The organism is Mesorhizobium sp. Arg314 (assembly GCF_053714275.1).
In genome coordinates, this window is sequence record NZ_JBSKBP010000001.1 from 66,108 (window position 1) to 79,056 (window position 12,949).

At 65.0% G+C, this 12,949-nt stretch carries 9 protein-coding genes; 5 read left to right on the forward strand and 4 right to left on the reverse strand.

Annotated features, from left to right (window positions below):
* The first annotated feature begins 59 nt into the window (after positions 1-59).
* Complete coding sequence (locus ACWGS9_RS00340) at positions 60-965, forward strand: SH3 domain-containing protein (RefSeq protein WP_454503362.1); 906 nt, start codon at positions 60-62, stop codon at positions 963-965.
* A gap of 306 nt (positions 966-1,271) precedes the next feature.
* Here ACWGS9_RS00340 and ACWGS9_RS00345 read toward each other — a convergent pair whose 3' ends face one another.
* Entirely contained in the window at positions 1,272-2,018 is a 747-nt protein-coding gene (locus ACWGS9_RS00345; protein WP_454503638.1) for an SDR family oxidoreductase, read from the reverse strand.
* A gap of 279 nt (positions 2,019-2,297) precedes the next feature.
* Between ACWGS9_RS00345 and zwf the strand changes: the two genes are divergently transcribed.
* The 3 genes from zwf to edd all read left to right on the forward strand — a co-directional run bounded on the left by zwf (position 2,298) and on the right by edd (position 6,350).
* Positions 2,298-3,767 carry a glucose-6-phosphate dehydrogenase gene (gene zwf, locus ACWGS9_RS00350; RefSeq protein ID WP_454503363.1) on the forward strand — a complete coding sequence of 490 codons (1,470 nt, stop codon included), beginning with the start codon at positions 2,298-2,300 and terminating at the stop codon, positions 3,765-3,767.
* Positions 3,749-4,465: a 6-phosphogluconolactonase gene (pgl, locus tag ACWGS9_RS00355; RefSeq protein WP_454503364.1), complete on the forward strand. Its 717-nt coding sequence runs from the start codon at positions 3,749-3,751 to the stop codon at positions 4,463-4,465. The genes zwf and pgl overlap by 19 nt, the downstream gene beginning before the upstream one ends.
* 61 nt (positions 4,466-4,526) lie before the next feature.
* Entirely contained in the window at positions 4,527-6,350 is a 1,824-nt protein-coding gene (edd, locus tag ACWGS9_RS00360) for a phosphogluconate dehydratase (protein WP_454503365.1), read from the forward strand.
* A 67-nt stretch (positions 6,351-6,417) separates the two neighbouring features.
* On the opposite strand, the gene ACWGS9_RS00365 is transcribed toward edd, so the two are convergent.
* Entirely contained in the window at positions 6,418-8,058 is a 1,641-nt protein-coding gene (locus tag ACWGS9_RS00365) for a vWA domain-containing protein (protein ID WP_454503366.1), read from the reverse strand.
* A gap of 315 nt (positions 8,059-8,373) precedes the next feature.
* Between ACWGS9_RS00365 and ACWGS9_RS00370 the strand changes: the two genes are divergently transcribed.
* Positions 8,374-10,929 (forward strand): autotransporter outer membrane beta-barrel domain-containing protein, encoded by a 2,556-nt coding sequence (locus ACWGS9_RS00370; protein ID WP_454503367.1) that lies wholly within the window; start codon positions 8,374-8,376, stop codon positions 10,927-10,929.
* A 3-nt stretch (positions 10,930-10,932) separates the two neighbouring features.
* Here the strand turns inward: ACWGS9_RS00370 and ACWGS9_RS00375 are convergent, their stop codons facing one another.
* Positions 10,933-11,931 carry a GlxA family transcriptional regulator gene (locus tag ACWGS9_RS00375; RefSeq protein ID WP_320213411.1) on the reverse strand — a complete coding sequence of 333 codons (999 nt, stop codon included), beginning with the start codon at positions 11,929-11,931 and terminating at the stop codon, positions 10,933-10,935.
* A 16-nt stretch (positions 11,932-11,947) separates the two neighbouring features.
* Entirely contained in the window at positions 11,948-12,847 is a 900-nt protein-coding gene (gene folD, locus ACWGS9_RS00380) for a bifunctional methylenetetrahydrofolate dehydrogenase/methenyltetrahydrofolate cyclohydrolase FolD (RefSeq protein WP_454503368.1), read from the reverse strand.
* Positions 12,848-12,949: the final 102 nt, after the last annotated feature.

The following is a 12,949-nucleotide window of genomic DNA, read 5'->3' on the forward strand; positions in this document are numbered from 1 at the left end:
AGCCAACCCTCGCGGCAACGATCGAAAGAACGTCGGCCCGCTTGTTGGAGGTGGTTTGAGTGAACGAGCCCTTCAGTTTCGGCATGCCGGAACGGCAGCGCTTTACAATGCAATTCGGCTATAACGTACGGCCGTCCTTCTGGCAGAAGGTGCAGTCGAACGCGCATCTGGTCATTGCAGCGATTGGTACCGCCGCGCTGCTCGGCGTGGCCGCGGTGGCGCTTTGGCTCAGCGTTCCGGGCAGCGACCGGCAAGTGGCCGCGGCCAGTGCCGAGCAGACCGTTCCGACAATTCCGGTGAAGACCACGAAGATGAAGACCACGAAGATCGCTCCGGCGGCAGCGGCGATCACCGTCGCAGCGGCACCGCAAGCCGCGCGCAAGGCGGATGCGGTTTCGCCGGCAAGAGCAGCTCGCGAAGCCAGCATTCCGGCGCTGGCGTCCAACAGCCCGCGCTGGACGGCTTCAGACTCCAAGACCCCGCCGGACCAGACCAAGGATCAACCGGCTCCATCCAAGCAGGCCGCCGAGCCGAGTGCCGCGCAATCGACCGATACGGCCTTCGCCGAGACCACTGCCGAGAACGACGCTTCGGATGCGCTGTCGCAGGTTGCCGCGCCCGCGGACGAGACGCCGACGGCCGCGAAGAAGCCGGGCGACAAGATGGATGGCGCCCAAACCGCCGCCATTCCCGATGCCAAGCCGCAGGGTCCCGATGCCGAGCCGGCGGCGACTGACAGCGCGGCCCAACCCAAGCCGGAACCTCAAAAAGTCAGCGCCGCCGCCAATGGACGCATTTTGAGGGCCGTCACCATGCGCTCCGGGCCGAAGAAGGGCGCAGCCGCGATCGTCACCATACCGGCAAAATCGCCGGTGCAAGTGATGAACTGCAAGCAGTGGTGCGAGATCGTCTATGACGGCAAGCACGGCTGGGTCTACAAAAGCTACGTCAAGACCGGCGCGTGACACGGGTTGCGCCGGCGGAGAGTCACCCGCCAAGGACCCGGCGGACCCGCCGCCAGCGGCGATCGAACTTGCGCTGCCTCACAAAGTCCCGGTGTTCCTCGAACGGCACTTTGTGGAGGCCGCAATCATGGCGGCCTTCTCGTTTGCCGCATGCCGGAATCCAACACTTGAAATCATGGGTCCAGGCTGGCGCCACCCGTTCCAGATGCAGTTTGGGGGCACTTTTGAGAAGTATCGGCTCGCCTGGCACAGCGGTTTGCCTGACGTAACTGGCGCGTCAACCGGTGTTTGATGGGCGCAGATTGCTCAGATACAGCGCCCGCCATCGACTTCCAGCGCCACGCCGGTGATGAAGGCCGCTTCATCCGAGGCCAGCCAGAGTGCCGCGTTGGCGATGTCGAGCGGCGTCGAGAGCCGGCCGAGCGGGATCGAGGCGCGGAATCTTTCGCGGATCTGTGGCGTGTCGGCGCCCATGAATTTCTCCAGCATGCCGGTCTCGCCGGCGACCGGGCAGAGGCAGTTGACGCGGATGTTCTTCGGCGCCAGCTCGATGGCCATCGACTTGGTGGCGGTGATCGCCCAGCCCTTGGAGGCATTGTACCAGGTCAGGCCCGGCCGCGGCCTTAGCCCAGCCGTCGAGGCCGTGGTCAGAATGACGCCGCCGCCCTGCCGGTCCATGATCGGCACGACGCCGAGGGCCGCATGATAGATCGCCTTCATGTTGACGGCGGTGATCAGGTCGAAGGTTTCCTCATCGACGCCGAGCATATCGCCGTTGCGGTGGGTGAAGCCCGCATTGTTGACCATGATGTCGATGCGGCCGAAGGCGCTCTTGGCGGCGTAGATCATCTCGTCGAATTCGGAGCGCAGGGACACATCGGTCTGGGTCCAGATCGCGTTGCTGCCGATCTCTTCGGCTACCCGCTCGGCGCCCTTGGCGTTGAGATCGGCGACGACCACGCGCGCGCCCTCTTCGGCAAAGCGCTTGGCCATGCCTTCGCCAAAGCCCGACGCGGCACCGGTGATGATGGCGACCTTGTTTTCCAGACGCATGGTTTTCCCGTTCATTGAGACCATCCAGAGTTGGCGGGAGATGGCAGCCGCAAGCGCCGCCGTTTCTCCCTTAGCTTTCGTCACATTCGCGTTCTATGGTGCAACCGCGAACGCTTCCGGAAGCCATGGCCTGCCGGCGGCGCGAGTGTCGGGAAACATGCGGACCGATGCAAGTGCAAGCGATCGGTCCTCACATGTGACACCATGGCACTGGAAAATTTAAATCGATTAGCATATACCAACCACGTTGCCGCCAACGGGCATCAAATCGGACTGACCATGACCAGCCAGATCATCCCTGTCGATCCTTTCGACTTCATCATCTTCGGCGGCACCGGCGACCTGTCGGAACGCAAGCTTCTGCCATCGCTCTATTATCGCCAGTGCGGCCATCAGTTCTCCGAGCCGACGCGCATCATCGGCACCTCGCGCGCGAAGATGACCGACGCAGAGTTCCAGGCGTTCGCCAGACAGGCGATCTCGGACCATGTGAAGCCGGCCGATATCGACGCAAAGGAATTGGAGACTTTTCTCACCAGGCTTTCCTATGTCTCGGCCGACGCCACCACGGGCGCCGGCTTCGACAAGCTCAAGAAGGCGATCGGCGACAGCGACCGCATCCGCGCCTTCTACCTCGCGGTGGCGCCGGCGTTGTTCGGCGACATCTCGCACCAGCTCAAAGAGCACAAGCTGATCACGCCGAACTCGCGCATCGTGCTGGAGAAGCCGATCGGCAGGGATCTGGCCTCGGCGCGCGCGCTCAACGACGCGGTGGGCGACGACTTCGACGAAAGCCAGATCTTCCGCATCGATCACTATCTCGGCAAGGAGACGGTGCAGAATCTGATGGCGCTGCGCTTTGCCAATGCGCTCTATGAGCCGTTGTGGAACTCGGCGCAGATCGACCATGTGCAGATCACGGTCGCCGAGACCGTCGGCCTGGAAGACCGCGTCACCTATTATGACAAGGCCGGCGCGCTGCGCGATATGGTGCAGAACCATATTCTCCAGCTGCTATGCCTCGTTGCCATGGAAACGCCGTCGTCGATGGACGCAGACGCAGTTCGCGACGAGAAGTTGAAGGTGCTGAGGGCATTGAAGCGCATCAACGGCAACGAGGCGCCAAAGCATACGGTGCGCGGCCAGTATCGCGCCGGCGCTTCCGCCGGAGGGCCGGTCAAGGGCTATGTCGAGGAACTGGGCAAGGACAGCAACACCGAAACCTTCGTCGCCATCAAGGCCGAGATCGGCAACTGGCGCTGGGCCGGCGTTCCCTTTTATCTCAGGACCGGCAAGCGGCTGGGGACGCGCGTCTCGGAGATCGTCATCGAGTTCAAGCCGATCCCCTATTCGATCTTCGGTGACAGCGCCGGGCCGATCTTTGCCAACCAGCTGGTGATCCGGCTGCAGCCTGACGAAGGCGTCAAGCAGTACATCATGATCAAGGATCCGGGACCGGGCGGCATGCGGCTGCGCCAGATCTCGCTCGATATGAGCTTCGCGCAGTCCTTCCAAGGACGCGCGCCCGATGCCTATGAACGGCTGATCATGGATGTGGTGCGCGGCAACCAGACGCTGTTCATGCGCCGCGACGAAGTCGAAGCGGCATGGAAGTGGATCGACCCGATTCAGAACGCCTGGGAGAGCGCCAGGCAGGAAGCTCAAGGCTATACGGCCGGAACCTGGGGACCGTCGGCCTCCATCGCGCTGATCGAACGTGACGGACGGACATGGCACGAGAGCAATTGAGCGCGGCCCGCTACAGCTGGAACGGCTTTGCCGATCGCCAGGACCTGGCGACGGCGCTGGCCGGACAGATTGCCGACCGGCTGGCTGGCGCCATCGCGGAACGCGGCACCGCGCTGCTCGCGGTGTCCGGTGGAACCACGCCGGCGAAGTTGTTCGCCGCGCTGTCGACCACTCCCATCGCCTGGGACAAGGTCACCGTGACGCTGGTCGATGAGCGTTTCGTGCCGCCGTCCTCGCCGCGCTCGAATGCCGGACTGGTGGCGGCGAACCTGCTCCAGAACGAGGCCGCGGCGGCGCGCTTCGTGCCGCTCTACCATGAAGCGGCAAGCATCGAGGACGCGGCGGCGACGGACAGCGAAGCGCTGCAATCGCTGCCCTGGCCACTCGACGTGGTGATCCTCGGCATGGGCGGCGACGGCCATACGGCCTCGTTCTTTCCCGACGCCGGCAACCTTGGCGAATTGCTCGACCCGACCTCGCGGCGGATCGTGCTGCCGGTGCACGCGGCGAGCGGGGGCGAGCCGCGGCTCACGCTGTCGATGGCGCGCATCGTCGCCTCCGGCTTCGTCGCGCTGCACATCGAAGGCGACGACAAGCGCACCGCATTTGACGGCGCGATGGGGCCCGGCGCGAAAAAGCCCATCCGCAGAGTGATCGAGGCGGCGCCGAGACCGATAGAGGTGTTCTGGGCACCCTGATTGCAACATGACGGCTCCGACGGCGCTGGGAGGACGCTTGCCGGGCTCGAAAGGACGGACCATGACAGCCAGACGCGATATCGAAGCCATCACGGAACGCATCCGCCAACGTTCGAAAGCCAGCCGCGAAGCCTATCTCGGCCGCATCGCGGAGGCTTCCAGCCGCACCGCCAACCGCGCGGTGCTGGGTTGCGGCAACCTTGCCCATGGCTTTGCCGTGTGCAGCCCGTCCGAAAAGATCGCGCTCGGCGGCGACCGGGTACCGAATCTCGGCATCATCACCTCCTACAACGACATGCTGTCGGCGCATCAGCCCTTCGAGACGTTTCCGGCGCTGATCAAGGAAGCGGCGCGCGAGGCCGGCGGCATCGCCCAGGTGGCCGGCGGCGTGCCGGCGATGTGCGACGGCGTCACGCAAGGCCAGCCCGGCATGGAGCTTTCGCTGTTCTCGCGCGACGTGATCGCCATGGCGGCGGCGATCGGCCTGTCGCACAACATGTTCGACGCCGCCGTCTTCCTCGGCGTCTGCGACAAGATCGTGCCCGGGCTGGTGATCGCCGCGCTCACCTTCGGGCACCTGCCGGCCGTCTTCATCCCGGCCGGACCGATGACGACCGGCCTGGCGAACGACGAGAAGGCCAAGGTCCGCCAGCTTTATGCCGAAGGCAAGGTCGGCCGCGCCGAACTGCTGGAGGCGGAGTCCAAATCCTATCACGGGCCAGGCACCTGCACCTTCTACGGCACCGCCAACTCCAACCAGATGCTGATGGAGATCATGGGCCTGCACACGCCGGGCGCCTCCTTCGTCAATCCAGGCACGCCGCTGCGCGACGCGCTGACCAGGGAAGCGGCGAAGCGGGCGCTGGCGATCACCGCGCTCGGCAACGCCTATACGCCGGTCGGCCGCATGATCGACGAGCGCTCGATCGTCAACGGCGTTGTCGGCCTGCACACCACCGGCGGCTCCACCAACCACACCATCCACCTGATCGCGATGGCCGCCGCAGCGGGTATCGCGCTGACCTGGCAGGATATTTCCGATCTCTCGGAAGCAGTCCCGCTCTTGGCGCGCGTCTATCCGAACGGGCTTGCCGACGTGAACCATTTCCACGCCGCCGGCGGGCTTGGCTTCCTGATCCGCGAGCTGCTCGATGAAGGCCTGCTGCACGAGGACGTGCAGACGGTGTGGGGCGAAGGCTTGCGGCCCTACGCGGTCGAAGCGAGGCTTGGCGACGACGGCGGCGTGGTGCGCGAGGCAGCGCCTCTGCAGAGCGGCGACGACAAGGTTTTGGCACCGGTCAGGAAAGCGTTCCAGGCGACAGGCGGCCTGAAAGTTCTTGGCGGCAATCTCGGTCACGCCGTCATCAAGACCTCGGCGGTCAAGCCCGAGCGTCGCGTCATCGAGGCGCCGGCAAAAGTGTTCGACAGCCAGCAGGCGCTGAACGACGCTTTCAAAGCCGGCACGCTGACCGGCGATTTCATCGCGGTCGTCCGCTTCCAGGGACCGAAGGCCAACGGCATGCCGGAACTGCACAAGTTGACCACCGTGCTCGGCATCCTGCAGGATCGCGGGCAGCGCGTCGCGCTTGTCACCGACGGGCGCATGTCGGGCGCTTCGGGCAAGGTGCCGGCGGCGATCCATGTGACGCCGGAAGCAGTCGAGGACGGACCGATCGCGAGAATCCATGACGGCGACGTCATCCGCCTCGACGCCGATGCCGGCACGCTGGAGGTGCTGGTGCCGGGGACGGAATTCGCGCTGCGCCGCACGGCGGACGCCGATCTCATCGGCAACGAGTTCGGCTTCGGCCGCGAGCTGTTTGCCGGCTTCCGGCAACTGGTCGGCCGCGCCGACCATGGCGCAGCGGCATTCGGCAACGCGTGAAGGATGTCTTGTCCTCCTCATGAAAAGGGCAGCCTAGGCCGCCCTTTTACGCTCGCCCAATGCAATCCTATTGTACGGTCAGTTCGGCCCGCTCGCCGGCCTTGACCGTCACGGTGCCTTCCTTTGAGCTGTTGTCCGATTTCTCCGAGACGACAGTGTAGTCGCCCGCTGGTATCGCCGACTGATACTTCTGGTCGTATGCGTAGCCAAGCGACTTGCGGTTGCCGTTGATGTCCTTCTCCATTTCGAAGATCTCGATCTTCGAGGCACCGGGCGCAGTGATCGCCAGCACGCCGGCATTCATGGCGACCTTCACGTTCTGGATCTCGCCGACCTTGACTGTGAAAGGCTGCTCGACGACGGCGAGATCGACCGTCGCGATCAGCACGTAGTCACCGGGCGGCAGATCGAACTTGCTGTCGGGCCCATAGGCATAGGTCACGTCTTCCCTGGTTCCGTCGATCTTCTTCTTCGCCTTGACGACTTTGAAGCCGATGCTCGATGCGTCCGCCTTGTCGCCGCCGGCCGTGTAAAAGGCGTTGGCAACGACATGGCCGACGCCGGCGATCATGTCCTTTTCCACCGTCTTGCCAGCGGCGAGCGGGATCGTTTCAGTCACCTCGCCCTGCCCGATCGTGACCGTCACCTTCTCATCGCCGGCGGGCAACACGACTTTCGTGGTGCCATAGTAGGTCGCAGGATGATCAGCGCCGGGATAGTCGATCACAACAGCCGCGCCATCGACGACATCAGCGCCCGGGCTCGGCCGCGGATGGATGATGAGCGTGCCGGCATTCAAGGTGAAGAGCGGCTTGTAGAGCTGGCCCGCCTCGATCTTGACCTTCTGCTCGACCTTCGCCTCGCCGTCCCGTGCGACGACGATATAGTCGCCTGGCTCCAGATTGCCCTTGTAGGCGCCGTATTCGGTGGCAACCGAATCGCCCCGTGCGCCGTCGGATTTCGCCTTGTATATTTCCCAGGCGTTGCCGTCAGTGATCGGATCGTCGCCCTCGGCAAGCACCACCGTCGGCATGAAATTGAATTCCGGCTTGGCCGGTTCAGGTGCCGGGGCAGGCTCCGGCGCAGGAGCCGCGACGGTCTCGACCAGAGCTTCCTGCAATGCTTTCTCGTCAGAGGCCTGGATGTACTTGCCGCCGGTGTTCTCGGCGAGGCAGGCGATCTGCTTGCCTTCGTCTGCGGTCAGGCCGAAACCGACGACATCGGCGGTGAAGTCGACGCCGCTTTCCTTGAGCTCCTTGCCAAGCGCGCAAGGATCGCCGCCGCAGGTCTCCAGGCCGTCTGTGATCAGCACCACCGTTGCCTTGTCCTCGGTGTATTTCAGCGCTTCGGCGGCCTGCTTGACGGCGGCCGTCAGCGGTGTCTTGCCGAGGAATTTCATGCTGTCGGCAGCAGCCGAAATGGCGCTGGCGGAGCCGGCTTGCGGCGGCACGATCAGCTCGATGTCGTCGCAACTGCCCTTGGTGCGATGGCCATAGGCCATGAAGCCGATCTCGTCGTCGGCCGGAACCGACTGCAGCACCGTTCGCAGCGATTCACGCGCGATCTCCAGCTTCGGCTTGCCATCGATCTGGGCCCACATCGAGCCCGATGCATCAAGGATGATGATGACCTTGTTGGCGGCAAAGCCAAGCGTGGTCATCGACAAAAGGAGGATCGCCGCAGCGACGCTCCGTGCCAGTCCCGCCATGAAAATCTCCTGAGTGAACCCCGTGTCCGCGTCCGGAAAGCTATTTGACGCCACGTCAGGACACAAGCCCGTCGAGCGTCTCCGTCTGGAGGTCGCCGTACGCACATCGAGACCACGGCCCTCCCGATTTCGCTAGGATGACCGCCCTCCAGCCGCTCGCCTATACCGCAATCTCGGGTTTAACGGTGGGACTGAAGGCTGGCGATGTTGGGAGCAAACGGGCAGGAATCGCGTCCACCGAGCGGCCAGAGCCTGCAGCGGCGCGGGAGGACAGGCGGATCCGGCAGGTGCGCAACCGGCACGGGCTGCCTGGCATTGGCGGCCCTTGCCGCGATATGCGTTTCGGCCAGCGCGGCGGACGTCGAGATCACCGCCAACACCGGAGCGGTCAATCTCGACACGTTCGCGGGGACCACGGCCCACGTGAACCCGGGCGTGACCGTTGGCCCTTCGAACCCGGCTATCAGCGCCACGCTCCAGGCATGGAGGCTGACCAATGAGGGGGCCGTAACCGGCGGCAACACGGTCAAGCTCGACCAAGGCGGCGCGTTTCTCAATGCCAACGGGGCGACCGTCACCGGCAGCCTGACCGCACTCACGTTCGGCTATAAACCGTTTGGCCTGCCACCGGCGGGCGGCCCTGGCATTCTCGACAATTACGGGACGATCACCGGCGGCGTCGAGGGCGTCACGATGTGGCTTGGCGGAACGGTCAACAACTATGCCGGAGGCACGATCACGACCGCGACGGGCCTCAACGCCGTCTCGATCGGCCAAGGCACATCGCGCACTCTGTTCAACAGCGGCACGATTGAGGCAACAAAGACAACGGGCTTCAGCACCGGCGTGCTCTTGCAGGGCGGGCCGTCGACATTCACAAACACCGGCACGGGCGTCATTTACGGCGACTATAACGGCGTCTATGCCAGCGCCAGCGCGGTCTTCACGTCGTTCGGCAATGCCGGCTCGATCACGTCGTCCCGGGGTCCGGCCGTCGAAGCGACCGGCGGTGGCGCTATCGTCAACAGCGGCATCATCGCCTCGACAAATGCCGGCGGCATCCTAACGCGCAATACCGCGGCAGCCGAAGTCATCAACAGCGGCACCATTACCGGCGCGGTCAATGCCATCGATTTCACGTCGGCAGGCGGCGGCACGGTCGGAGCCGCGCACACGGTGCGGCTGCAGACCGGCTCCGTCCTCAACGGCAATGTTCTTGGCGGCACCGGCACGGACAACCTCATTCTGGAAGGGGCGGGCAGCGAGATCATCGCGAAGTTCAAGAATTTTGAAACACTGGCACTGCAGGGCACCGATTGGGAGCTGACCGGCACCGGCGGCTTCTCGACAGGCGCCGCCGTTCAAACCGGCCTGCTGCGCGTCAACGGAGCGCTGACCAGCCCGACCGTGACCGTCAGCACCGGCGCCAGGCTCGGCGGCACGGGCACGATCATCGGCGCCGTCACCAACAACGGCACCATCGCCGCCGGCAATTCAATCGGCACCTTGTCGGTAACAGGAAGCGTCGTGTTCAATTCGGGATCGGCACTACAGGTCGAGGTAAATCCCGGCGGCCAGACGGATCTCGTTGCCATCACAGGCACAGCTACGATCAACGGCGGCACGGTTCAGGTGCTTGCCGCCGGCGGAACCTATCTGCCGTCCACCGTCTACACGATCGTCTCGACCACCGCGGGCCTCACCGGGCCCGGGACCTTTTCCGGCGTCACCTCGAACTTCGCCTTCCTGGCGCCCACGCTTACCTATGACGCCAACAACGTCTATCTGACGCTGGAGCGCAACAGCATCGACCTCAACGCCATCGGCGGCACGCCGAACCAGCGGGCTGCAGGCGCCGGCGTGCAGGCGCTTGGCGGCGGCAATGCGATTTTCGATGCCGTGCTGATGCTCGACGTTCCCGGCGCGCGCGCCGCCTTCGACCAGCTTTCGGGCGAAATCCACGCCTCGGCCGCCGGCCTCATGCTGGACGACAGCCGCTTCGCGCGCGAAGCGGCACTCGACCGGGTTCGCCAGGCCGGCGGGTCAGGCGTGCCCGGCCTGTGGGGCCAGGCCCATGGCGCCTTCAGCAGCCGCGACAGCGACGCCAACGCCGCCGACTTCGACGCCCATTCCGGCGGATTCTTCGCCGGGATCGACGCGGCGGTCGCCGACACCATCCGTCTCGGTGTCCTGACGGGTTATGACCGCAGCACTTTCGATGCCTACGATCGCGCTTCCAGCGGCTCGGCCGACAGCATTCATCTGGCGGCCTACGGCGCCGGCCAATGGGGTGATTTCAGCCTGCGCGGCGGCGCGGCCTATGCCTGGCAGACGATCGAAACCGATCGCTCGGTCGCCTTCCCCGGCTTTTCCGACCGGCTTTCGGCCAAATATGACGGCCATACCGGTCAGGTCTTCGGCGAGGCGGGCTATGCCTTCCACAGGGGCGGCACGACCATCGAACCGACCGCGGCGCTGGCCTATGTCGACACGGGCAGCGACGCCTTCAGCGAGGATGGCGGCGCAGTGGCCCTGTCCAGCGACGGCCTCGACAATTCCGTCACCTTCTCGACGCTCGGGCTAAGAGGGTCGACGGCGTTCGACCTGGGCGGCGTTGCCGCAAGCGCGCGCGGCTTCGTCGGCTGGCGCCATGCCTTCGGCGATTCGACACCGACGATCGGCGTGGCCTTTGCCGGCCAGGACCCGTTCACCATCGCCGGCACGCCGATCGCCCGCGATGCGGCGCTCATCGAGCTCGGCCTCGACTTCCAGGCCGGCGCGGCCTCGCGGCTCGGGCTGAGCTATGCGGGACAGTTCGGCGGCGGCACGACCAGCCAGGCCTTTAAGGCCGGACTGCACGTCTCCTTCTGAATCTCAATAAGTGGTGCGGCGCTCTTCGGACGGCGGGCGGCCGAACTGCAGCCGGTAGCTCTGCGCGAAATAGGAGTGTGACGTGAAGCCCGTCGCTATGGCCACGTCGAGGATCGGCATGTTGGTCTGGCGCAGCAATTCGCGCGCCCGCTCAAGCCTCAGCCGCATATAGTAACGGCCGGGCGTCACGCTGAGGTGGCGCAGGAACAAGCGTTCGACCTGGCGTACCGACAGCCCGGCGGATTTGGCCAGCTGCACCGCCGACAGCGGCTCATCCAGATGATCGGCCATCAGTTCGACGATGCGCCTCAGCTTCTCCGACTTGCCGGTGAGATCGCGCTCGGGTCCGACGCGCTGGCGATCGCCGGCCGAGCGGATGCGCTCGTGCTGGAACTGGTTGGCGACGCCATTGGCGAGGTTGGACCCGAAATCGCCGCGCACGATCTCCAGCATCAGGTCGATCGAGGTGGTGCCGCCGGCGCAGGTGTAGCGCTTGCGGTCGATCTCGAAGACGTTGCCGGTGCAGTTGATGTCGGGAAAGCGCTCCATGAAACCGGCGCGGTTCTCCCAATGGATGGTGCAGCGATAGCCGTCGAGTTGTCCGGCTTCGGCCAGCAGATAGGAGCCGACCGACAGCGCGCCGAGCGCATTGCCGCGCCGGCCCCAGCTGCGCAGCGCGGCCAGAACCTTGCTTTTGCCGGGGAATTCCGTGGTGAGGCCGACCGAGGCGAACAGGATGTCGACCGGCGGCATGTCGGCGACGGAGTAGTCGATCTTCAGCGGCAGGCCGTTCGAAGCCATGACGGCGTCGCCATCGGCCGAAATCGTGGTCCAGCCATAGAAATCGCGGCCGAGCAGGCGGTTGGCCGAACGGAAGCAATCGATCGCCGCGGCAAGCGAGAACATCGAGAATTTGTCGACCAGCAGGAAGCCGAACTGACGGCCGCCCTGAACGGCATCGTTCGTGATCGGCCGTTCGACAGGGGCAATCAGGTTCGGCAAGGATGCTGCTTTCCGGTCAGAAGGACGGCCGCTTCAGCCCGGCCGCGAGGTAGGCGGAAGCTACAGTGTTCGCCATCAGCATGGCAATGGTCATCGGTCCGACGCCGCCCGGGACCGGCGTGATGGCCCCGGCATTCTTGGCTGCCTCGGCATAGGCGACGTCGCCCACAAGGCGGCTCTTGCCTTCGCCCTTTTCGGGCGCCGGAATGCGATTGATGCCGACGTCGATCACGGTCGCGCCGGGCTTCACCCAGTCTCCCTTGACCATTTCAGGACGGCCGACGGCGGCGACCAGGATATCGGCGGTGCGGGCAAGCGCCGGCAGGTCCCTGGTGCGGCTGTGGGCGACGGTAACGGTGCAGTTGGCGGCGAGCAGCAGATTGGCCATCGGCTTGCCGACGATGTTGGAGCGGCCGACGACGACGGCGTTGAGACCGGACAGGTCCTTGCCGCGCACGCGCTCGATCAAAAGCATCGAGCCCGCCGGCGTGCAGGGCACGAATGCCGTCTCGAGCTCACCGGTGCCGAGCTTGCCGACATTGATGAAGTGGAAGCCGTCGACATCCTTTTCCGGAGCGATCGTCTGGATGACCTTGCCGGCGTCGATGTGGCCGGGAAGCGGCAACTGCACGAGGATGCCGTGGATCGACGCATCTGCGTTGAGGTCGCCGATGATCCTCAGCAATTGTTCCTCGGTGGTGTCGGCCGGAAGGGTATGCTGGAGCGAATGGAAGCCGCATTCCTTGGCGGTGCGCGATTTCGAGGCGACATAAACCTGGCTTGCCGGATCTTCGCCGACGATGACCACCGCCAGACCGGGCTTGGTGGCGCCCTTGGCCGAGAGCTCCGACGTCAGCGCCTTGACTTTCGAAACCACATCCTCGGCGACACGCTTTCCGTCGATCACTTCGGTCATCACGAACTCTCCGTTTTGAGGCCGCATCGATGCACGCCCCAAGCCTCAATCCGGCATCTCGATCCGCCAGCGCAGGGCGCCGACGGTTGAAATGCCGCGCGG

Bases quoted from the DNA above. Each gene is read 5' to 3' on its own strand.
- ACWGS9_RS00345 (WP_454503638.1), bottom strand. From the start codon at position 2,018: ATGCGTCTGGAAAACAAGGTCGCCATCATCACCGGTGCCGCGTCGGGC.
- zwf (WP_454503363.1), top strand. From the start codon at position 2,298: ATGACCAGCCAGATCATCCCTGTCGATCCTTTCGACTTCATCATCTTC.
- pgl (WP_454503364.1), top strand. From the start codon at position 3,749: ATGGCACGAGAGCAATTGAGCGCGGCCCGCTACAGCTGGAACGGCTTT.
- edd (WP_454503365.1), top strand. From the start codon at position 4,527: ATGACAGCCAGACGCGATATCGAAGCCATCACGGAACGCATCCGCCAA.
- ACWGS9_RS00365 (WP_454503366.1), bottom strand. From the start codon at position 8,058: ATGGCGGGACTGGCACGGAGCGTCGCTGCGGCGATCCTCCTTTTGTCG.
- folD (WP_454503368.1), bottom strand. From the start codon at position 12,847: ATGACCGAAGTGATCGACGGAAAGCGTGTCGCCGAGGATGTGGTTTCG.